General features: G+C 65.5%; 16 protein-coding genes and 2 pseudogenes. 4 read left to right on the top strand and 14 right to left on the bottom strand.

Going from position 1 to position 22,406, the window contains the following annotated elements; genetic code table 11:
- Window positions 1-31: 31 nt before the first annotated feature.
- The 7 genes from ACFLEY_RS14565 to ACFLEY_RS14535 form a co-directional block, all read right to left on the bottom strand.
- Complete coding sequence (locus ACFLEY_RS14565) at window positions 32-685, bottom strand: response regulator transcription factor (RefSeq protein WP_011088629.1); 654 nt, start codon at window positions 683-685, stop codon at window positions 32-34.
- The gene (locus tag ACFLEY_RS14560; RefSeq protein ID WP_396604672.1) at window positions 682-4,254 is read right to left on the bottom strand and encodes a NahK/ErcS family hybrid sensor histidine kinase/response regulator; all 3,573 of its coding nucleotides are present in this window, start codon (window positions 4,252-4,254) and stop codon (window positions 682-684) included. Before ACFLEY_RS14560 ends, ACFLEY_RS14565 begins: the two co-directional genes overlap by 4 nt.
- 126 nt (window positions 4,255-4,380) lie before the next feature.
- On the bottom strand, window positions 4,381-5,871 hold the full coding sequence (mctP, locus tag ACFLEY_RS14555; protein ID WP_028173244.1) for a monocarboxylate uptake permease MctP: 1,491 nt from the start codon (window positions 5,869-5,871) through the stop codon (window positions 4,381-4,383).
- Window positions 5,861-6,037, bottom strand: a complete 177-nt coding sequence (locus tag ACFLEY_RS14550) for a DUF3311 domain-containing protein (protein WP_082755272.1) — start codon at window positions 6,035-6,037, stop codon at window positions 5,861-5,863. Before ACFLEY_RS14550 ends, mctP begins: the two co-directional genes overlap by 11 nt.
- Before the next feature lie 225 nt (window positions 6,038-6,262).
- The gene (locus ACFLEY_RS14545) at window positions 6,263-7,141 is read right to left on the bottom strand and encodes an MlaD family protein (RefSeq protein ID WP_011088633.1); all 879 of its coding nucleotides are present in this window, start codon (window positions 7,139-7,141) and stop codon (window positions 6,263-6,265) included.
- 19 nt (window positions 7,142-7,160) lie between these two features.
- A complete protein-coding gene (locus ACFLEY_RS14540) occupies window positions 7,161-7,943 on the bottom strand; it encodes an ABC transporter ATP-binding protein (RefSeq protein WP_028173242.1) in 783 nt (260 codons plus the stop codon).
- A gap of 2 nt (window positions 7,944-7,945) precedes the next feature.
- A complete protein-coding gene (locus ACFLEY_RS14535; RefSeq protein WP_060908225.1) occupies window positions 7,946-9,079 on the bottom strand; it encodes an ABC transporter permease in 1,134 nt (377 codons plus the stop codon).
- 134 nt (window positions 9,080-9,213) lie between these two features.
- Between ACFLEY_RS14535 and dgcA the strand changes: the two genes are divergently transcribed.
- Entirely contained in the window at window positions 9,214-10,209 is a 996-nt protein-coding gene (gene dgcA, locus ACFLEY_RS14530; protein ID WP_211433846.1) for an N-acetyl-D-Glu racemase DgcA, read from the top strand.
- Here the strand turns inward: dgcA and ACFLEY_RS14525 are convergent.
- Entirely contained in the window at window positions 10,179-11,375 is a 1,197-nt protein-coding gene (locus tag ACFLEY_RS14525; RefSeq protein ID WP_060908227.1) for a major facilitator superfamily domain-containing protein 6, read from the bottom strand. The two genes, dgcA and ACFLEY_RS14525, sit on opposite strands and share 31 nt — an antisense overlap.
- Before the next feature lie 75 nt (window positions 11,376-11,450).
- On the opposite strand from ACFLEY_RS14525, the gene ACFLEY_RS14520 reads away from it, so the two are divergent.
- Window positions 11,451-12,860 carry a hypothetical protein gene (locus ACFLEY_RS14520; protein WP_060912615.1) on the top strand — a complete coding sequence of 470 codons (1,410 nt, stop codon included), beginning with the start codon at window positions 11,451-11,453 and terminating at the stop codon, window positions 12,858-12,860.
- A 277-nt stretch (window positions 12,861-13,137) separates the two neighbouring features.
- Here ACFLEY_RS14520 and ACFLEY_RS14515 read toward each other — a convergent pair whose 3' ends face one another.
- Both ACFLEY_RS14515 and ACFLEY_RS14510 read right to left on the bottom strand, forming a co-directional pair.
- Window positions 13,138-13,533, bottom strand: coding sequence for a hypothetical protein (locus ACFLEY_RS14515; RefSeq protein ID WP_082755274.1), 396 nt, complete (start codon window positions 13,531-13,533; stop codon window positions 13,138-13,140).
- Between the two features lie 111 nt (window positions 13,534-13,644).
- Window positions 13,645-14,088, bottom strand: a complete 444-nt coding sequence (locus ACFLEY_RS14510; protein WP_060908228.1) for an RbsD/FucU family protein — start codon at window positions 14,086-14,088, stop codon at window positions 13,645-13,647.
- A 187-nt stretch (window positions 14,089-14,275) separates the two neighbouring features.
- Between ACFLEY_RS14510 and ACFLEY_RS14505 the strand changes: the two are divergent.
- Window positions 14,276-16,083: pseudogene (locus tag ACFLEY_RS14505) on the top strand (caspase family protein).
- 194 nt (window positions 16,084-16,277) lie between these two features.
- The gene (locus ACFLEY_RS14500; RefSeq protein ID WP_026192128.1) at window positions 16,278-17,342 is read left to right on the top strand and encodes an IS630-like element ISRj1 family transposase; all 1,065 of its coding nucleotides are present in this window, start codon (window positions 16,278-16,280) and stop codon (window positions 17,340-17,342) included.
- Between the two features lie 183 nt (window positions 17,343-17,525).
- On the opposite strand, the pseudogene ACFLEY_RS14495 reads toward ACFLEY_RS14500, so the two are convergent.
- From ACFLEY_RS14495 to ACFLEY_RS14480, 4 genes and pseudogenes are all read right to left on the bottom strand, one after another.
- A pseudogene (locus tag ACFLEY_RS14495) lies at window positions 17,526-18,868 on the bottom strand (IS1380 family transposase).
- 604 nt (window positions 18,869-19,472) lie between these two features.
- Entirely contained in the window at window positions 19,473-20,456 is a 984-nt protein-coding gene (locus tag ACFLEY_RS14490; RefSeq protein ID WP_060908229.1) for a threonine/serine dehydratase, read from the bottom strand.
- Between the two features lie 63 nt (window positions 20,457-20,519).
- Entirely contained in the window at window positions 20,520-21,593 is a 1,074-nt protein-coding gene (locus ACFLEY_RS14485) for a glycosyltransferase family 1 protein (protein WP_060908230.1), read from the bottom strand.
- Window positions 21,593-22,405 carry a UDP-2,3-diacylglucosamine diphosphatase gene (locus ACFLEY_RS14480; RefSeq protein WP_060908231.1) on the bottom strand — a complete coding sequence of 271 codons (813 nt, stop codon included), beginning with the start codon at window positions 22,403-22,405 and terminating at the stop codon, window positions 21,593-21,595. The genes ACFLEY_RS14485 and ACFLEY_RS14480 overlap by 1 nt, the downstream gene beginning before the upstream one ends.
- Window position 22,406 lies beyond the last annotated feature (1 nt).

The raw sequence follows: 22,406 nt of genomic DNA, 5'->3' as shown, positions 1-22,406 counted from the left end.
TGGCCTCCGTTTTCGTTTGGATGTCCTGGGCTCAATTGCCGCCGGGCTGACCGAACGACAGCCGCTCGGCCAGGACGGCGGCCTGCGTGCGTGAGCCGACGCCGAGCTTGCGCAGGATGGTCGAGACATGGCCCTTCACCGTCTGCTCGGCAATGTCGAGCTCGCCCGCGATCTGCTTGTTGAGCTTGCCCTCGACGATCATCGCGAGAATGCGGAGCTGCTGCGCCGACAGCGTGGCCATGCGCGCGGCCAGCTCGACATCGGCGCTCTGGATCGAGCCCCGTCCCCCGACATTGGGCGGCATCCAGATTTCACCGGCGAGGATTTTTGTGATCGCGTCGGCCATCTCCGGCAGGCTGAGCGATTTCGGGATATAGCCGGACGCGCCATAGGCAATGGCGCGGCGGATCGTGGCGGCATCCTGCCGCGCCGAGATGATCGCGACCGGCACCGTCGGGAACTGCGCCGACAAGATGAACAGCGCGGCAAATCCCTGAATGCCGGGCATCGTCAGGTCCCACAGGATCAGGTCGATCTCGTCGGACTGGGATGACAGCACGCTCAGCGCCTCGTCGAGCGACTGGCAGGCGACGATGTCGAGATCGGGCAGCACGGTCGAAAGCGCGCTGCGCAAAGCGGCCTGTACCAGCGGGTGATCGTCACCGATGAGGATGCGCATGGTCACGCCGAGGACGTCCTCTGTTTCGCACCGAACTGCCGGCTCAGGGCTTCGCCGCCGAGGAAGCGCCGCAGCGCCGCCGGTTTGACCGGCTTCGACAGGATCGCGCAGCCGCGTGCCCCCGCCTCCTTGCGCACCGCCTCGCTGCGATCGGCGGTGACGACCAGCGCGCGGACGTCGCGACCCGACTTCTGCCTGAGATCATCGAGAAAGTCCAAGCCGCTGCGGCCGCCATCGAGGTGATAATCGAGCAGCACGATATCCGGCGGACTGGCCGCGGCAGCGAGCATCGCTCCGTCAGCGTCCGCAGCGACCAGCACATGGTGCCCCCATCCGCCGAGCAGTGCCGTCAGGCCATCGAGAATGGTCACATCATTGTCGAGGCACAGGATCGTCATCGCGCGCTCGGCGGCCGCGGGCGCCGGGCTTGCCGGCTTGCGCTGAAGCGATGTCCCCGCGCCGCGTGCCAGCGGCACCGTGACGGCAAAGCCGGAACCGCGTCCCGGCCGCGATCGGACGTCGACGGCGTGGCCCAGCAGCCGGGAGACACGATCCACGATCGCAAGGCCGAGGCCCAGGCCCTTCTCCGGTCCGGGCGCGAGACGCTGAAACTCCTCGAAGATCCGCTTCTGATCCTCCGCCGCGATCCCGACGCCGGTGTCCCACACTTCGATCCGCAGGTCGCCGCCGCGCCGCCGGCAGCCGAGCAGGATACGGCCCTTGGGCGTATAGCGCAGCGCGTTCGACAGCAGGTTCTGGAGGATCCGCCGCAACAGATGCGGGTCGCTGCGCACCGCGAGCCCGCAATCGACGACGCGCAGGACAAGCCCGCGCTCCCGCGCCATCGCCGAGAACTCCACCTTCAGCTGCACGAGCAGATCCGCGATCGGGAATTCGAACGGCTCGGCACGAACGGCGCCGGCATCATAGGAGGAGATGTCGAGCAGCCTGTCGAGCACATGTTCGGTCGAGCGTAGCGCCGTGATCGCGCTGCTCGCCAGGTTGCGCTCCTTGTCGACTCCGCCCGATGATGCGGAGATGTGCAGACTCTCGTCGAGCGCGGACAGGAACAACCGCGCCGCGTTCAGCGGTTGCAGCAGATCGTGGCTGGCCGCCGCCAGGAAGCGGGTCTTGCCGAGATTGGCCTGCTCGGCCTCCGCCTTGGCCCGCTCGAGCGCCTCGGTCCGCTCACGGACACGCAGCTCGAGATCCTCATTGGCCCGCCGCAGGGCTTCCGCCGCGCGGTGACGCTCGGTTACGTCGGTATAGGTCGAGACGTAGCCGCCCTCCGCGATGCGATCGTAGACGATCTCGAGCACGGTGCCATCCGGCCGCTTGCGCTCGTACCGATAGGGCCAGCTCTGCGTGGCGACGTCACGATTGACCAGGAGTGCGGCGAATTCGGATGCGGCATATTCGCCGCGCTCGACGTTGAAGGCGATCAGGTCCGCCAGCGGGAGGCCGACACGCACGAAGTCCGGAGGCAGGTCCAACAGCGCGATGAAGCGGCCGTTCCAGGCCGTGATGTTGAAATCGGCATCGAACGCGCAGATGCCCTGCGGTACGCTTTCGAGCGTGCTCTGCAAAAGCGTGCGGTTGAAGCGCAACGCCTCGGAGGCCTCGTCCAGCATCGCCATCGCCTCCCGCCGCGACAGCGAGTGCCCTTCCAGCGAAGCTGCGATCACCACGCGCGCCGACGCCGCGCCGATTGCGCCGGCGAGAAGGTTCTCCGTGAATCGGATCGAGTCGAGATCGACGAGACCCGATGGGTCGAGACGCGGCCCGGTACCGGTCGTGCGGGAGGCGAGATAGCCGTCGAAAGCCGCCGAGCCCCGCTCCACGCCGACAAAACGCAGCGTCAGCGCGCGGAGATCGTCGAGGCGAACCACCACGCGCGACGACAGCTTCGGGACCATCTCGCGGACGACGCCGTCGGCGAATGCGGCGGCCTGGTTGCGCTCGACGGTCGACTGCCGTCCGAGCGTCGAGAATGCCAGAAAACAGACGAGGTTGGCCGCAAGGCTCCACAGCGTCGCATGCGAGATCGGATCGAGCCCGTCGATACCGAACAGCGCGTTTGGCTTGAGCCAGGCGAGCTGCCATGGGCCCAGGCGAACGATCTCCCCGACCGCGGGCCAGAGCGGCGCGGCCGAGGGAAGCAGCAACGTATAGGCCCAGATGCAGAATCCGGCCGCGATCCCGACCGACGCGCCGACCTTGTTGGCGCGCGGCCAGTACAAGCCACCGACGAATGCCGGTCCGAACTGTGCGACGGCGACGAACGACAACAGACCGATCACGGTCAACGGATAGGCCTGGTTGACCAGGCGGTGCGTCAGATAGGCGAGCAGCAGGATGCCGAGGATCGAGAGCCGGCGCACCGCCACCAGCACGGAGGTCATCGGCCGGCTCTGCGCACGCAGGCCGAAGAACCGCGAGCGCAGCAGCAGCGGCATGATGACATCGTTGCAGAGCATGGTGCTGAGCGCGACGGATGTCATGATCACCATGCCGGTGGCGGCCGACAGACCGCCCAGGAAGGCGATCAGGCTGACGGTGCTCGCGTCCGCCGCGATCGGCAGCGAGATGACGTAGGTGTCGGGGTCCATCATGGCGCCGAACCTGGCGAGCCCCGCCGCAGCGATCGGCAGGATCAGCAGGCTGAACAGCGCAAGATAGGCCGGGTAGAGCCACGCCGCGGTGCGCGTATGCGCCGGCGCCTCGTTCTCGACCACGGCCACGTGAAATGCCTGCGGCAGGCACAGGAAGGCGATAGCCGAGATGATGATCGTCGAAGGCCAGACCGGCTGCATCGGGTCGAAGCTCAGGATTCCCGTCAGTTGCGGATCCGATTGAAACTGCGACAGCAGGGCGCCCGGCCCGCCGGACAGCCCGAACAGCACGAACAGCGCGACAATCAGGAACGCGATCAGCTTGACGACGCTCTCGAACGCGATCGCGAGCATCAGCCCGCGATGATGCTCGCTGGCGTGGACATGCCGGACGCCGAACACGATCGCGAACAGCGCCATCGAGGCGGCGACGCCGAATGCGGAGTCCTGCCAGAACCGCAGCGCCTCGCCGCCCGCCCGCTCCGGCTGGAGGATCAGATAATCGAAGCTCTTGCCGACGGCCTTGAGCTGAAGCGCGATATAGGGAAGCACGCCAAGCAGCGATGCGAGCGTCACGAAGGCCGCGAGCACCTGGCTCTTGCCGTAGCGCGCGGCGATGAAGTCCGAAACGGAGGTGACGTTCTGCGCCTTCGCGATCGCGATGACCTTGGACAGGAGCGTCTGGCCGAACAACAGCACCAGGGTCGGGCCGATGTAGATCGTGGCGAAGTCCAGTCCGCTGGTGGCGGCACGCCCGACCGATCCGTAGAAGCTCCAGGAGGTGTTGTAGACCGCAAGCGTCAGGCAATAGCTGATCGCGGCCGCCCAGGAATTTGGCGAGACCAGCGGCCCACCTGCGCTCCGCCGATCGCCCCACCAGGCCACCAGGAACAGCGTGGTCACATAGCCGGCAGCGACCGCAAGAACGAACCACGCCTGCAAGACATCCTCACCCGAGACCATCCGATCCGCCCCCGACGAGCGGCCGGAGCGCCGGGGCGGATACTAGAGTGTTTTCAATCGCATGGAAGGCTATTCATGCCGGAGGGATTGGCGGCCGGAGATCTCCGGCCGCCGGTGAGGCCAACCTCAGGCTGCCTCGCGGGACAGCCGCTCCTGCGGCATGCGCTTGAGCACCAAGTTGACCACGACGGCAACCACGATGTTGAGGGCGAGCGCCAACAGACCGGTGTAGATCGCAACCGGGCCAGCCCCGAGGTCAATGCCGTGCAGCGGCTTCAACCCGTCCGACCAGGCCAGCCACGATCCGCCTGCGAGGCCGACGGCCCAGCCGGCCAGGAGCGCGGTGCTTGAGAACCAGTTCAGATAGAGGCCGAACACCAGCGCCGGCAGCGTCTGCAGGATCCAGAGGCCTCCGAGCAGCTGCAGGTCGAGCGCGAACTGCGTCGGCATCAAGAGGATGGCGAGCAGCGCGCCGACCTTCACCAGCATGGAAGTGATCTTGGCAACCTTCGCCTCGCCCGACGGCGTCACCTTCGGATCGATCCACACCTTCCAGAAGTTGCGGGTGAACAGGTTGGCCGCGCCGATGCTCATCACGGCCGCCGGCACCAGCGCGCCGATGGCGATGGCGGCGAAGGCAAAGCCCGCGAACCAGCTCGGAAACAGCGTCTTGAACAGCGCGGGCACGACGTCGTTGTTGCTCGCGAGCTTCAGTCCCGCCGCATGTCCCATGTAACCCAGCAGCGCAAGCAGGCCGAGCAGCAGCGTATAGGCCGGAAGCAGCATCGCATTCTTGCGAATGGTGTTGCCGCCGGACGAGGCAAAGATGCCGGTCAGCGTGTGCGGGTACATGAAGGCGGCGAGCGCCGAGCCGAGCGCCAGCGAGGCGTAGGGCACGACCTGTGCCGGTGACAGCAGGATGCCGCCCGAGCCCTTGGCGGCGAATGCCGCATCCGCCGCGGTGAAGATCGCGCCGTAGCCGCCGAGCTTCGACGGCACGATCGCGATCGCGGCGATCACCACGATGTAGATCATGATGTCCTTGACGAAGGCGATCAGCGCCGGCGCGCGCAGGCCCGACGAATAGGTGTAGAGCGCCAGCACCAGGAAGGCGAGGACGAGCGGCACCTCGCCGCTCAGCCCCAGCGCCTTGATCGCCACCTCCATGCCGATGAGCTGGAGTGCGATGTAAGGCATCGTCGCAAGCACGCCCGTCGCCGCAACGGCGAGCTCGAGCCCGCGCGAGCCGTAAGCACCGCGAACCACGTCGCCTGCGGTGACGTAGCCGCGCTCCTTGGCGACCTTCCACAACACCGGCATCACCGCGAATACGAAGGGATAGACGATGATGGTGTAGGGAAGCGCGAAAAAGCCGTAGGCGCCGACCGCATAGACCAGAGCCGGAACGGCGATCACCGTGTAGGCGGTGTAGAAGTCGCCGCCGACCAGGAACCAGGTGATCCAGGTCCCGAACTTGCGGCCGCCGAGGCCCCACTCGTCGAGATGGGCGAGCGTCTCCGGCTTGCGCCAGCGCGCTGCGACGAAGCCCATGCCGGTGACGAGGACGAACAGTGCGAGGAAAACGGCGAACGCCGCGCTATCGACATTAGTCAGCACGACGCACGCTCCTGTAGACGATGTAGGTGAGCAGCGAGGTCAGCGGCACCCAGGCGAGCTGGTACCAGTAGAAGAACGGGAAGCCGAGCAGCTGGGGCTCCCGGATATTGTAGAACGGCACGATCATCAGACCGATGAACGGCAACAACAGCAATAGGCGTACCACGCGCTCTCCTCCCCTGTGAGTGAAACGACGCGCGTCCTTGGCGCGCGACTTGAGCGCGATATAGCTGACATCGCCGCTGGCCCCGCCCCCTACCTTGGCTCGGCCAGACCCCCATACTTTCGTATCGTTACCGGACTCTCGCCGTCCTGAGCGGCGCGCACGCCGCGGTCATCGCGCGACGCCGATGCGTGTCGCGCGTGAGACGAATGATGGACGGAGGGACCGCTACTGCCGCTTGCGCTCGCTCGCCGCCGGCTTCGGCGGCTCGGCTGGCGGCGGGGCGGCTGCCGGCGCGCTGTTGCTGGCGCCGAACAGCACGCGGGTCGGGTTGCGGTCGAAATTGTTCACGGCGCGGCTGATGTCGCCGAGGGTGCGGCGGCCGTCCGAGATCAGCAATCCGGAGCGCTTGTCGAAATCGTCGGCGAGTTCGCGGATCGACTTCACCGCCTGGAACAGCTCGCCGCCGTCCTTGCCGCCGGCGAGCGTGTTGAGGCCGAGCATGAGGTTGTCGGCCTTGAGCATCACGCCGTCGACCTTGGCCATCACGCCGTCGATCTTCTCGGAGTTGCGCGCGAGCGAGTTGGTGAATGTCTCGAGGTTCTTCAGCGAGTTCTTCACCGATTCCTGATTGTCGGCGACGATCTTGTTGATGTTCTGGAGCGTGCCGCGGATCGCTTCGGTGACGTCCTGGAGCTTGTTGGGATCGGCGGTCAGCGACGGGATGCCGTCCTCGTCGAGCGGCGGCGGCGGCGCTGCCTCCTCGCCGCCCTTGAGCGAGATTGCGGCGACGCCCGTCAGGCCCTGGAATTCGAGGCCGACCAGGGTGTCCTTGCGGATCGGCGCGTTGTTCTCGACCATGGCGAGTGCGACAACCCGCCGCGGGTTGTCGAGCTTCACCGAGACCACTTCACCCACCCGGATACCGTTGAAATTGACACTGCCGCCGTTGCGCAGGCCCGCCGCCGGGCCTTCGAACACCACGCGCAGGGGACTGCGCTGCTTGGTGGTGTGCAGCGACTGGAACCACAGCACGAAGCCGATCGCCGCGGCAATCACTGCCAGCGTGAACGATCCGATCAGTACGTAATTCGCCCGCGTTTCCATCAGGTACTCCGGCTACCACTCAGCCCATGACCGCGCGGGCGCGCTTGCCATGGAAATATTGCCTCAGCCAGGGATGCTGCGAGGCCTGCATGTCGGCGATCGACCCTGCCGCAATGATCTTACCGTTCCCTAAAACGGCGATGCGGTCGCAAGCGGTGTAAAGGCTGTCGAGGTCGTGCGTTACCATGAAAACGGTCAGGCCCAAAGTGCGCTGGAGCGTCCTCACCAGCTCGTCGAAGTCGCCGGCGCCGATCGGGTCGAGGCCCGAGGTCGGCTCGTCGAGGAAAACGAGGTCCGGATCGAGCGAAAGCGCGCGTGCGAGTGCCACACGCTTGATCATGCCGCCCGAGAGCTCCGACGGGAAGCGCTCGGCGACTTCGGGCTTGAGGCCGACCATGGTCAGCTTGGCCATGGTGATCTCGTCCATCAGCCGCTGCGAGACGCGCAGATATTCGCGCATCGGGAACTGGATGTTCTGCCGCACGGTCAGCGAGGAGAACAGCGCGCCCTGCTGGAACAGCACGCCCCAGCGCCGCTCGACGTTGCGGCGCTGCGAGGTGTTGGAGGAATCGAGGTCGACGCCGAATACCTCGATGGAGCCTGCCACCTTCGGCACGAGGCCGATGATGGTGCGCGTCAGCACCGACTTGCCCGCGCCCGATGGGCCGACGAAGCCGAGGATCTCACCGCGCTTGACGTCGAGGTTGAGGCCGTCGAGCACGCGCGTCGCGCCGAACTGCACGGTGATGTCGCGGACGCGGATGATGGGATTTTGGATCCCGTTTTGAGTTTCCTGGGCCATCGTCACATCCCGATCGAGGCGAAGAAGATGGCGAACACGCCGTCCATGACGATGACGAAGAAGATGCCCTTCACCACCGACGCGGTGGTGTGCTGTCCCAGCGATTCCGCGCTGCCTTGCACGGCGAGCCCCTCGACGCAGGCGACGATGCCGATCACGGCGGCCATGACCGGCGCCTTGACGATGCCGACGATGAAATGGTCGATCGAGATGGCGTCGCGCAAGCGAAGCAGGAAGGCTTCGGGATCGACGCCGCCATAGAGCCAGGCGACGAGTCCGCCGCCATAGAGCGCGGCCATGGCGCCGAGGAAGGCCAGGATCGGCAGCGCCAGCACCAGGGCCAGCATGCGCGGCAGCACCAGCACCTCGATCGGGTCGAAGCCCATGGTGCGCAGCGCGTCGATCTCCTCGCGCATCTTCATCGAGCCGAGCTCGGCGGTGTAGGCGCTGCCCGAGCGGCCCGCGACCATGATGGCGACTAGGAGCACGCCGATCTCGCGCAGCACCAGCACGCCGAGCATGTCGACGACGAAGATGTCGGCGCCGAACCTGCGGAAATGGAAGATGCCCTGCTGGGCGATGATGCAGCCGATCAGGAAGGTGATCAGCACGATGATCGGCACCGCGCGCCAGCAGACCTGCTCCATGTGGTGGACGGTCGAGGTCAGGCGGAACGAGCGCGGATGGATCAGCACGCGGCCGCCCGCCGCGAGCACCGCGCCGAGCATGTCGATCAGGCCCGCAACCGTTCCGGCGACACCGGCCACGGCCCGACCGATCTGCTCCAGCATGCCGGTGATGGTGATCGTGCCGGCGTCGACCACCGGCGTCGCCCTCACCCGCCGGACCTCGTCGACGAGGCTCGAATAATTGGCCGAGAGACCCGCGATCTGCGCCTCGACGGTGCCCTGGGTCAGGCTGCGGCGCAGCCGCTCGATCAGCCACGCACCGAACGTGTCGAGCTTGGCGACCTCGGAGACGTCGATGAAGATGCTCTGGGGGCTGCCGGCCAACTTCTCGGCATCCGCCACCATCCGCTCCAGGACCGGCGCGAAGCTCGCGGTCCAGGTTCCGGTGGCGCAGAGTGCCAGCGCATTGCCCTTCGCAATCCGTTCCAGCTTCGGATCGCTGCTCAAGATGTCCGCTCCCGTGCCGGGGCGGAGGAAATCAGATAGTTGCGCACGCGCCCTTACCCGGAGAAGGTATCCCCAACTGGTTAATGTTAGTTGCTAGAGGTAACTAGCAGGTTCAGATTTCGCCAGAGTTCAAAATGACTTCCAGCAAAGTTCCGGCACTTCGGGCGCGAATCGAGCGCTTTCCCATCGCCGGCAGTTTCACCATCAGCCGGGGCGCCAAGACCGAGGCCGTGACCGTTGTGGCCGAAGTGAGCCAGAACGGCCTCACCGGCCGCGGCGAATGCGTGCCCTATCCCCGCTATGGCGAGACCCCCGAGGCAACCCTGGCCGCCGTCCAGGCCATGCAGGCGGCCGTGGCAGGCGGTATCACCCGGCAGGCGCTGCAAGCCGCCATGCCGCCGGGCGCCGCCCGCAACGCGCTGGATTGCGCCCTGATCGACCTCGAGGCCAAGGCGGCGGGCCTGCGGGCCTGGAGCCTGCTGGACCGCCCGATCCCGGGCGAGCGTACCACCGCCTACACGATCTCGCTGGGCACTCCTGAAGCCATGGCCGCGGCGACAGCGAAAGCGGCGCACCGGCCGCTGCTCAAGATCAAGCTCGGCGGCAACGGCGACGACGCCCGCATCGCAGCGGTGCGCAAGGCGGCCCCCGAATCCGAGCTGATCGTGGATGCCAACGAGTCCTGGACCGAGGCCAATCTGGAGCACAATCTCGCCGCCTGCGACGCCGTCGGCGTCACCCTGGTCGAGCAGCCGCTGCCGGCCGGAAAGGACGACGCGCTGGCGCGGATCAAGCGGCCGCTCGTGGTCTGCGCCGACGAGAGCGTGCACGACCGCAGCTTCCTCGCTCCCCTGCGCGAGCGCTACGACGCCGTGAACATCAAGCTCGACAAGACCGGCGGCCTCACCGAGGCGCTTGCGATGGCGGATGCGGCGCAGTCGCTCGGCTTCGAGATCATGATCGGCTGCATGGTCGCAACCTCGCTGTCGATGGCCCCCGCGATGCTGGTGACGCCGCAGGCGCGCTTCGTCGATCTCGACGGCCCGCTGCTGCTGGCGCGCGACCGCGATCACGGCCTGCGCTATGACGACAGCCTGGTCTATCCGCCGGAGTCCTCGCTGTGGGGATGAGCCTTGAGCCGGTGCCGCGCCGACCAGATCACGAGCGCGCCGGCCGCGGCCATCGCCGCCATTACGTAATAAAGGCCCTCGCCGATGCGGGCGTAGATCGCGCCTGACGCGATCGAGGTCGTCGCGCCCAGCAGCCCGTTGCATGCGGCGTAGTAGCCCTGCCCCCGCGCGATCTGATGCGAGGGCACGCGCTGCACCAGCAAATTCATGGTGCCGACCATGGTCATGCCGAAGGAGAGGCCGTGGCCGAGCTGCACGATCGCGAGCAGCGCCAGCGACGGCTCGCTGGCGGTGACGATCCAGCGCACCACGGCGCTCAGCCCCCCGATCGCCATCAGCGAGGACGGATGCAGCGAGAAGCGCGGCGACAGCGCGAACACGACGATCTCGGCGATCACACCCAGCGTCCACAGCCCCGCGATCGTCAGCCCGCCGTGACCATGGAGCTGCCAGGTGATGGCCGAGAACGTGTAGAAGGCGATATGGCTGCTCTGAATCAGCGCCGCCGAGGCGATCACGGCCCAGAAGCCGGCATCGTGCAGCAGCGCCTTGCCGGCATGCGTCTCCGTCGTCCTCCGCCCGAGATCGTCGAGCGGCTGAAGCCGCAGGCTGGCGAGAACCGCAACGACGGCCCACGCGACGATCACCCAGATCAGGTCGCGCGCCGCGATGCTGTCGACGAGATAGCCGCAGGCGAGCGAGCCGGCGGCGAACGCCGCCGAGCCCCACAACCGCAAGGGTCCGTAATCGAGTCCGTAACGGGCGACACCGCGCAGCGCATAGGCGTCGGTCAGCGGCATCGTCGGCGTCCACATCATGCAGGTCAGCGCGTAGATCAGGAACAGCGCCAGCGGCTGCTGCTGCAGGCCGACGGCCGCAAATCCGATCGCGGTCGCCAGCACCGACACCATGATGCCGGCGCGAATGGCATGTCGCTTTTCGGCGAAGGCCGCGACCTGCGGCAGCGTGGTGAAGCGCGTGATCGCCGGCAGCGCGTTGATGAGGCCGATCCAGGCCGCGTCGATACCGATTGCCTTAAGCCAAACCGGGAAGAAGGGCATATGCGTGCCCAGGACCGCGAAGAAGGCCGAGTAGAACAGGGCAAGGCTCACGGCGAATCGCCGCTTCACGGCGGCTTGCGTGGGGATTTGTGATTCGCCTGCCATCAAACCAATTGCGATTCGGTCGATATCGTGGTGATCGTTACAGTAACGCGCGGTGATTTGCGCGACGAGATTGTCATGGCCAACGAAGCATTCGCCCTCTCGCCCATGTCTGCCCGCGCGGCCGAGCCGAACGAGCAGGATTACGACGCGATCCGCGAAGCCTTCATGGAGACCGCGCGCGGCCGCTGGTTCCTCGGCGAATATGCCAAGCGCAACCGCAATGCCGACACGAGCATGGTGCTCGATGCGGTCGCCAAAATCGAAGAAACCCTTGCGGCACAGCGACAACCCGTCGTCGAGGACCGCCTGCCCGAGGCGCTGGTCGAGATCCGCCGCGCCATCCGGGAAGCCGAGACGATCGCGATCGCGGCGTTCGACCCCGCGGCGATCGAGGCGAGCCTTGCCCCGATCCCGCGCGGCGTGCGCATCATCAAGGAGATCTCCTGGCGCTGGCGCGAGATCGGCGCCGACGGGCGAATCTGCGACCTCATTGATTCGCAGCTCGCCTCGATCGAGGCCGCCTGCGGACAGGTTTCGACCATCGACCCCCGCGTCGAGCTCAAGGCCGCATTCGATCTGCTCAGGGATCGGGTCGAGCAGTTCGATGCCGACGGCGACGCAACGCCGCAGGCGACGGCAGTGCGTTCCTCGGCAGCTCCGGTGCAGGAAGCACCGCCGTCCGTCGCAGAAGCTTCGCCTCTCGCGGCCGCGCCCGCCGCGATGGCGGGCGAAACCGCCGTGGCTTTTGCGGAGCCGTCGCAGGACATCACGGTGGCTGCCGAGCCCGAAGCCGCCGCTGAGACGGCCGGCGACGCTGAAGCGTTCGCAATTGCCGAGCAGGCAATGGATGCCGCCGTCGAGCTGGAGATTGCAGCCGAAAGCCCGATCGCGCTCGAAGATGCCGCGCCGGAAGGCGCAGCTTTCGAAGAGCCCGTCGCGTTCGCGGAAGTCACCGACGAGTTTTCACTCGACGCCGCCGCGGAAGCCGAGGACGAAGCCGTGCTCGCGGCCATCGCGCTGGAGATGGCCGCGCCCGATCCGGAATTCGACGAGATCATCGAGCCGGTCGAGATGGCAGCGGTCATTCCCGAGCCGGTGGCCGCGGAGGTCGTAGCGCCCGTTGCTGCCGTGCTTCCTGAGCCGGTCGCGCCGGAGCCCGCCGCCGCGCCGATCGTGGAGGCGCACGCGGAAGAAGCGCCGATCGCGATGGAATCGCTGGCGCGCCTCACCAATGCCATCGCGGAAGCCGCCGCCGAAGTGATGGAGCAACCGGCCCCGGCCATGGCGGCCACGGCCTCATTCGCAGCCGCGCCGACCGCGCCGCTGCCGATGCCCTCGCCCTTGTCGGCGTCCTTGTCCGAGTCCTCGCTTGGCGCCACCATCCTCGCCAGCGGCATCCTGCAAAAACCCCGCGCGCCCGCCAACGACCCGCTCGCGCCGATCCGCCGCATGACCCAGGCCGAGAAGATCGCGTTCTTCTCGTAAGGGCGCGCTCTCTCAATATCGTCATTGCGAGCGCAGCGAAGCAACCCAGAGTCTTTCCGCGGCCACAGTATGGATTGCTTCGCTCCACTCGCAATGGAGGCGCCGTTGGCCCCGTCATCCTGAGGTGCGAGCCTTGCGATGCGAAGCATGGCAAGCCGAGCCTCGAAGGATGAACGGCCCCGATGCAGCCGGGCCGTCGCCCTTCGAGGCTCGCCGAAGAGGCAAGCACCTCAGGGTGACGGTGATAGATGGACGCTCGCAATGGTGACGATCAGCGTCACCCGCAATTCCATACCGCGCCGATCGGTGTCCGCGTCCAGCACGGGCCAAAGCTGCCGCCGTTGTAGCGGCCGCCGCCGAAGCCGGGGCGGCCGAAATAATGCCACTCGTCATCCCAGCGATAATATTGGGGAACCGGATCGATGTACCAGTGGCGCCGGTCGTTGCGCGCAAGGCGGCGCATCGCGTCCTTCTGCTTGTAGAGCGGAATGCTGTTGCTCAGCGGCTGGCGATAGCCCGGCAGGAAGCCGTAGCCGTGCCAGACCGGCTTGGGGCGCTTTTGAGCGGGCTCGGCGGGCGCGACGGCCGGCAGCAGAGACAGGATGACAGCAACGAATAGACACATAAGGCGCGACATGGATCGACCATAGACAGCCGGTTGCGAGATGACCATTCAAATTCGAGTGCAGAACTGTTTGCAGCCATGCGCAGGATATCGCAGACGGGAATTGCGTCACACCCTGCGTGAGAAGCGGCGATCTGTTGATCGAACGCAAGGCGTCCGCTATCCGATCACGCCCTTGCGGATCAGGAAGCATCCATAGCCCCTGCTGTCCCCGACCTGCACGACGCCAAAGCCCGCCGCCGCCGCGCGATAGAAATCCGGACGCGCCAGCTTGCCGGGAGCGACAGTGCGGCCGGCGGCGCGCTCGATTTCCGCGAGCACCGCACGCTGCACGTCGGGCACGCGATCGGGATCGTCCACCGGCATCATCACGCGCACCGGATCGGGATCGAAATCGTCGAGCGGGTAGACCGACATGATGGCCCGGGCGGCGGTCTCCATGCGCATGCCCGGCAGCTGGATCAGGCGCAGCGAGGATGTCGCAGCGGCGATACGCGTTGCCGGATGATTGGCGTCGACGAAAACGAGGTCGTCGCCATGGCCCATCGAGGCCAGGAGCCAGAGCAGATCGGGCGTCAGGATCGGATCGATCGATTTCAGCATGTGACGGTATTTCCCCTGAAGGCTTGTCTTTCGCCGGCGAAACCGGCCATTCACCATAGCAGGTTCCAAGCGTGATTCAGATCACGCTGCCACCCATGGTGACAGGGATCACGGACCCCGGGCTCGAACGCGGCCAGGCTTCCTCGCAACCAATCTCGCATCGAGATCAGTGCCAGAGGAGCACGCCATGTTCCGCCTAAAGCCTTTCCTGATGATTGCAGGCCTCCTGGGAAGCCTGCTCGGCTTTGCCTGCGGGCCTGTTTCCGCGCAAGTCGCCCCGGTCGAGCCGGCCCCCACCGCGCTGCAAGGCCCGGAGCAGCGGGTGGCGCTGGTGATCGGCAATTCGAACTACCAGAACGCGCCGCAGCTCCAAAACCCCGACAACGACGCCGAGTCGATGGCGAAGTTCCTGAATTCGGCCGGCTTCGAGGTGGTCGCCGCGACCGACCTCACGCAGAACGACATGCTCCGCGTGGTGCAGGACTTTTCCGCCAAAGTCTCCGCGCGCGGTCCGAACACGGTGGCGATGGTCTATTACGCCGGTCACGGCGTGCAGCTCGCCGGCGAGAACTATCTCGTTCCCGTGGACGCCAGGGTCTCGAGCCCGACCGAGCTCGTCAACAATTCGGTGCGTCTGGTCGACGTGATGTCGACGCTGGAGACGATCCCGAGCCGCATGCGCATCGTCATCCTCGATGCCTGCCGCAACAACCCCTTCCCCTCCGTGAACGATGCCGGCCGCGGCTTGGCAATCGTCGATGCGCCGAACGGCTCGATCGTGGGTTACTCGACCGCGCCGGGCGCCGAGGCACTCGACGCACCGGCGGCCACAGCCCCTACACCCAGGCCTTCCTGAACGTCGCGCGCGAGCCCAACGTGCCGATCGAGCAGCTGTTCAAGCGCGTGCGTCTCGCAGTGAACCAGACCACCAGCGGCGCGCAGATCCCGTGGGAGAGTTCCTCGCTGACGTCGGACTTCACCTTCTTCGGCGACACCGCTGTCGCCGCCAACCGTGCGCCGGTGAATGCGCCCGTCGTGCAGATGGCCTCCAACCTGCCGAGCCGTTCGACGCGCCAGGCCTATGACTACGTCGTCTCGGAGGGACGGCCGGAGTACTATCAGGAGTTCATCCAGATGTACCCGCACGACCCGCTGTGCGATCACATCCGGTGGCTGCTCAACAACCTCCTGCTCACGCAGGCCTGGCACAAGGCGGTGCTCGCGAACTCGCCGGTCGGCTACCAGACCTTCTACGACAGCTATGGCAACAGCCCCTACGCCGTGTCCGCGCTGAAGCTCGCAGCCCAGCCGAAGCTGGTCCCCTTGATGCAGGCGACGAAGTTCCTGGCGCCGCAGAACATTGCGCCGACCTTCAAGATCGGCAATCTCGGCCAGCCCAAATACATGCCGCTGCAGCAGGGCAATGGCGGTGGTCAGATGAATGGAAATCTGCCGGTCGTGCAGAAGCCCGTGGACAGCAACGTCATCGGCAAGCTCGGCAATGGCGGCCAGGTCGTCAACCTGCCGGCGGGCAACAACCAGCCGAGCCAGCCGAACGGCACGCCCTCGCAGACCCCGGGCAAGATCGTCACCCTGCCTGCGCCGACCAACACCACCAACAACAATGGCGGCATCGGCAAGATCGTGACGCTGCCCGCGACCAACAACACGCCGAACGCCGGCAATGGCACCCCCGGCAAGATCGTGAGCATGCCGGTGAATGTCGGCAAGGCCGGTTCAACTGTCGAGACCAAGCCTGTCAATGTTCAGACGCAGAACAACCCGAGCCGCGTCAACAACGGCAACACCGGCATCGTGAAGCTCAACAACAACCCGGTGAACAAGGTGCAGGTCCAGAACACCCAGCAGAACAACCACCCGCAGTTCAATGCGACCAACCGCATGGTCAACAACGGCGGCAACAACTTCCGGCAGTCGATGAACCAGGCGCCCGCCATGGGCGGCGGCAACAATCACCGCGGCTTCATGCACTGATCGCGGCAAGCGAAACGACAAAAGGGCAGAGCGGAAACGCTCTGCCCCTTTGTCATGTTCGCGGCACGAACTCTACGGGCTGGCTAGACGCGCACCACTGCGATAGTCAAAAAGGTACACCGACTGATTGAAATCGATAACCTCGATGCCACTAGTACCTTTTCTTGGAACGTGAGTCGTGATTCAAGGTCGGGATGATACCCGAAGCAAGAGAAGTCCACCTTTCGAGGAAAGATCGCAAGGTGCTTGAGGCGTGCTGTCGCTCACCGGTGACGTTGCAGCGCGATTTGAAGCGGGCGCGGATAGTTCTGTTGGCGGCGGATGGGCGCAGCACCCGGTCGATCGCCAAGGAAGTTGGGGTCCAGCCGCGGATTGTCAGCCTTTGGCGGCATCGCTATGCCGACCATGGCCTTGAAGGGCTGCAAGACAAGCCGCGGCCTGGCAAGCAGCCGATCTATACGAAGACGACCGACAAGCGGATTCTGAAGCTGCTGGATAAGCCGCCACCGCAAGGGTTTGCGCGCTGGACCGGCCCCCTGCTGGCCGAGGCGCTGGGCGATGTCGATGTCCAATATGTCTGGCGGTTCCTGCGCAGCCACAAGATTGACCTGGTGGCTCGCAAGTCCTGGTGCGAGAGCAACGACCCGAACTTTACGGCCAAAGCCGCCGATGTTGTCGGCCTCTATGTCGCGCCGCCGGCGAAGGCCATTGTGCTGTGCGTGGACGAGAAGCCCTCGATCCAGGCTTTGGAGCGAGCGCAGGGTTATCTGAAGTTGCCCAATGGCCGCGCCTTGACCGGCCAAAGCCACGATTACAAGCGGCATGGCACCACAACATTGTTTGCGGCGCTCGAAGTCGCCACCGGAAAGATCATCGCGACCCATTCAAAACGCCGGCGCCGCGTCGAGTTTCTCGATTTCATGAACAGCGTCACCGCGGCTTTTCCGAACCGCAAGCTTCACGTCATCCTCGACAACCTCAACACCCATAAAAAGAACGAGGACTGGCTCAAGGCCCACCCCAACGTGCAATTTCATTTCACGCCGACAAGTGCGTCATGGCTCAATCAGGTCGAAGTATGGTTTTCCATCTTGCAGGGGCAGTCGCTCAGCGGCACCTCCTTCACGAGCCTCAAGCAGCTTCAGGAACACATCGATGCCTACGTCAACGCATACAACGACAGAGCCGAGCCCTTCGTCTGGACCAAGAAAAAGGTCCGTCAACGCCGTTTCAAAGGCCGCCGTATCACTCAGCTCTGATTCCGGGTACTAGCTAGCCCGTCCTATTCGTGAGAGTGCGGCTTTTGGGCCCGATTGATGCGGCCGCACATCTTGTCTGACGAGGCGCACAGGATTGCCTTCGGCTTTTCGCCGCCTGACGACCGGTACTTTGCAACGCGCTTGAGGGATGGGTTGGGCGAACGGGGGCGGACGCCCCGCCGGTCAAGGACCGAGCGGCAGCAGCGCGCCGGGCAAGCCGCAGATCAGGTCGGCTTCGGGACATGCCGCGGCAAACGCAAGGCGAATGCGGCTCGAGGTCTCGACCACACGGGCGGCGAGCTTCAAGAGCCGAAGACGCAGCGTCGCGAACTCGGCAGCGGCCAATTCCCGGACTTTGGGAATGGCCTCGCGCACGGTCAGCATCAGCCAATAAGCGGCCGTATGGAGCACGAGACGGACCTGGTTGGCGAGCGCCGAACGGCAGCTGGTGCGGTCGGAGGCGAGCTGTGTCTTATGCACTTGATCAGATTCTCTGCTTGGCCGCGCGCGCAATACAGGCTGTCGTAGATCCACTCGGCCGAGCCGACATCGAGGCTGGTGACGACGAAACGGATGTCGAGGCCGAGCATCGTCGCCTCAATACGGGCGACGGTGCGCCGTTCGCGATCCCAGGACTTTGCCTTGTGGCGCGTCTCGGTATAGCCACGCAGAACCGGCAGGTTCTCGATGGCGCGTCGGGTGCGGATGTCGTCGGCGACCTCGTCGACTTTTCTGGCGAGAGGCTTGGTGCCGGACAGACCGAAGATGTAGTCGATGCCGTTGGTCTCGCACCACGCCATGGCCTCCGGCCGGGCATAGTGCCCGTCGCCACGGAACGTAATTCGCGTGTTGTGCCACCGCGTCCGGATATGCCGTACCAGGCGGCGCAGAAGGGCACGCACCTCGACGCCGCCCGGCGTCTTGCCGGGCCTCAGCACGACCGCCACGGGACGGCTCTTCTCCGTGTCGTAGACGTGGATCGGCAGGAAGCAGCGTTCGTCATAATGAGCGTTGAACAGCGAGAGCTGCTGATGGCCGTGGACGACATCGCAGGTATCATCGATGTCGAGCGTGACGGATGCCGGCTCGCGCGGGTAGCTATCCATCCATGCGTCGACCAAAATGTAGGTCAGTCGGATCACGTCGCGCAGGCGCGGAGCATTCTCCAGCCGCGACAGCGTCGGTTGGGAACACAGATCGCGGCCCGTGTCCGGCAGCCGTCCGCAGGCCAGCTTGAATGCGGGATCGGACCGCAGATGATCGAGGTCGTCGGCGTCCTCGTAGCCGCAGCAGATCGCGAACATGCGCGCGCGGAACATATCGACAAGGCTGTGCACGACCCGCGTCGGATCGCGCCGATCCGGGAACACCCGGGCCAGATTGTCGGCCAAGCCGAGACGCCGCTCGGCCATCGCCAGAAGCATCACGCCCCCGTTCGAGGTTAGGCGCCCACCATCGAAGGCAGCTGTGACTTTCTTGGCGTGAATGGCTGGAAACGAGAAGGGCAGAATCGTATCATCGGTCATGGCGGGCGTGGCGTTCGCGGTTGAAGGTGATGGGGTGGCTTCGCAACCGAATCCTACGCCGCATCAGCGCTTTACACCACGCTCGCCAGCCCTCAGGCGCACTCTTACGAATAAGACGGGCTAGGCACCTGAACCCTTCGGAGAAAGTGTCTGCGCCTGTCGCACTCCAAATCTCTTCGCCTGTCAGGGAAAGACGAGAAATCTGCAGCTCACCGTGGGATATGAGAGCTTCGTGAGCGCAGTCCCAATAGACGCCGAAGCACGTCGCCGGATCAACGCGTCGTGACCATTCCCTCGAACCTGTCGCAAGGTCTAAGCAGACGACTTGATCACCCACCGCGAGATAGATGGCGGTCCACTTCGATGGCAGAGTGTTGATGGACGCCAGAACACCCTCCACTGGCGCCAAAGACCGCGGACCACTTCCCGTCCGCGCGGACTCCGTGAACGGAGTTTAGATGAGCGTTATCAAGACGGATTCCGTACCGTACTTTCGCAGATTGTCCGCGGAGCCAAACGAATACGTCGGCTCATCGACGATCTCTACCTGGCCCTCGCGGGTTTCAAGAACGATGCTACGTCGCAGTAGCAGACTCTCCAAAAATCAAGCCACCAGCTCGGCAAACAAATCCGCATCGACGTTGCCGCCGGAGAGCACGATGACGACGTTCTTGCCGGCGACGTCGAGACGTCCCGCAAGCAGTGCGGCAAGGCCGACGGCCCCGCCCGGCTCCACCACCAGCTTCAGCTCGCGATAGGCGAACGCGACCGCCGCACCGACTTCCTTGTCGGATGCGGTGACGCCGCGCGCGAGCAGCTTGCTGTTGATCGCAAACGTCATCTCGCCGGGGATCAGCGCCATCAGCGCGTCGCAGATGGTGCGGCCCGCCGGCCCATGCGGCTCGCGATGGCCGGCGGTCAGCGAAAGGCCGTGATCGTCGAACGCCTCCGGCTCGGCAACCACGATCTGCGCCAGCGGATATCGCGCCTTGATCGCGGTCGCGACGCCGGCGATCAGGCCGCCGCCGGAGGCCGGTGCCACCACGATGTCGGGGCTGAGGCCCAGCGCTGCCATGTCGTCCGCGATCTCGCGGCCGGCGGTGCCTTGGCCAGCGATCACGAAGGGATCGTCATACGGCCTGACCAGCGTCGCGCCGCGCTTCTCGGCGATGCCGCGCGAGATCGCCTCGCGGTCGTCGCGGTCGCGGTCGTACAGCACGACCTCGGCGCCGTAGGATTTAGTGCGCTCGCGCTTGGACAGCGGCGCGTCCGCGGGCATCACGATGGTCGCCTGCATGTCGAGGATCTTGGCCGCCGCCGCCACGCCCTGGGCGTGGTTGCCGGAAGAGAATGCCACGACGCCGCCGGCGCGCTTGTCCTGCGGGATCGAGGCGACCTTGTTGAAGGCGCCGCGGAACTTGAAGGAGCCGGTGCGCTGGAGCATCTCCGGCTTCAGGAACACTTTTGCGCCGACGCGCTCGTTGAGCACGGGAAAGGACAACAGCGGGGTGCGGATGGCGAAGGGTGCGATCACCCGCGCTGCGGCATCGATATCGGCAGGGCCGATCGGAAGGGGCTGTTCGGTCATGGCCGACCTTATCGCGGCGGATGACGCCCGGGCAAGACACCTCCGCGCGAGGGTTTTTCTTCTTCAGGCGACGAAGCGTGGCTGCTCCGCCCCGTTCCGGCCCGGCAGCACCGCACCGACCGCCCTTATGCTGTCGATAAAGGCCCTCGCCGAGGCCTCCCAGGTGTAATTGGCGGCGAATTCGACGCAGGCCTGCCGGGAGATGTCGAGCGCGGCAAAGCATGCATTGCGCAGGTCATGATCCAGCGCCCCGACCGGTGCATCGCCGATCACGTCGCGGGGGCCCTTCACCGGGAAGGCCGCGACCGGCAGGCCGCTTGCGAGCGCTTCCAGCAGGACCAGGCCGAACGTGTCGGTCTTGCTGGGGAACACGAAGACGTCGGCGGCCGCGTAGATTTCCGCCAGCGCCTCGCCGTGCTTCTCGCCGAGGAAGATCGCGTCGGGATAGGCCTCTTCGAGCGAAGCCCGCGCCGGGCCGTCGCCGACGACCACCTTGGTGCCGGGCAGCTTGAGGTCGAGGAACGCCTCGAGATTCTTCTCCACCGCGACGCGGCCGACCGAGAGGAACACCGGAGCCGGCAGGCAGAGATCGATCGCGCGGGGATGGAACAAGTGCGTGTCGACACCGCGCGGCCACAGCACGACATTGTCAAAGCCGCGCTCGGTCAGCTCGCGGGCGAGCGCCGGGGTCGCCGCCATCACGGCGCGGCTGGGCGCATGGAAGCGACGCAGCGCCCGCCAGATCAGCGAGCCCGGAACCGGCACACGGGCGCGGACATATTCAGGGAAGCGGGTGTGGAAGCTGGTCGTGAACGGCAGCTTGCGCTGGCGGCAATAGCGGCGGACCATCAGGCCGATCGGCCCTTCGGTCGCGATATGGATGCTGTCGGGACGGGCTTCCGCGATCAGCTTCGCGATTCGCGCCGGGCGCGGCATCGCGAGCCGCACGTCGCGATAGCTCGGCATCGCGAAGGTGCGGAACGACTGCGGCGTCAGGAAATTGAACTCGACGCCAAGACCTTCAATGCTAAGACCTTCAACGCTAAGCCCTTTGGCGGCGTCAGCAAGCTTGGTCAGCGTCCGAACCACACCGTTGACTTGCGGGTGCCAGGCGTCGGTCGCGACCAGGATGCGCATCAGGCGGCCCTTGCTGCCACTTGCGGCACCTGCGCGGGCTTCTGCAACTGATCCGCCCAGGTGATGATCTCGAAATGGCCGTCGTCGTGCTCGACCAGCGCGGTGCAGCTCTCCACCCAGTCGCCGCAGTTCATGTAGCGGATGCCGGCCTCGTCGCGGATCACGGCATAGTGGATGTGGCCGCAGATCACGCCGTCGGCGTCGTGACGGCGCGCTTCGGCGGCAAGCGCCTGCTCGAACGCGCCGATATAGTTGACGGCGTTCTTGACCTTCTGCTTGGCCCATTGCGACAGCGACCAATAGGGCACCTTGAACATGCGCCGGAAGAAGTTGACGAAGCGATTCATCTGGATCGCAAAGTCGTAGGCCTTGTCGCCGAGATGGGCGAGCCAGCGCGCGTTCTGCACCACGAGGTCGAAGATGTCGCCGTGGATGACGAGATAGCGCTTGCCGTCCACGCCGGTGTGGACGGTGTTCTCGACCACGTCGATGCCGCCGAAATGCGTGCCGTAATAGTTGCGCAGGAACTCGTCGTGATTGCCGGGGATGTAGATCACCTTGGCACCCTTGCGCGCCTTGCGCAAAAGCTTCTGCACGAGGTCGTTATGCGATTGCGGCCAGTGCCAGCTCGATTTCAGCGCCCAGCCGTCGACGATGTCGCCGACGAGATAGATCGTCTCGGCGTCATGGTAGCGCAGGAAGTCCAACAGAAGGTCGGCTTGTGAACCGCGGGCTCCGAGATGAACGTCGGAGATGAACAAGGTGCGAAAGCGCCTTTCAGGGCTTTCGTCACTCACATCGTAGCTTCCCATG

The sequence above is a fragment of the Bradyrhizobium sp. YCK136 genome, from assembly GCF_044570075.1.
Lineage (GTDB): Bacteria > Pseudomonadota > Alphaproteobacteria > Rhizobiales > Xanthobacteraceae > Bradyrhizobium > Bradyrhizobium diazoefficiens.
Note: the sequence above shows the minus strand (reverse complement) of the source record. Positions and strands in the feature narration are given on the sequence as shown.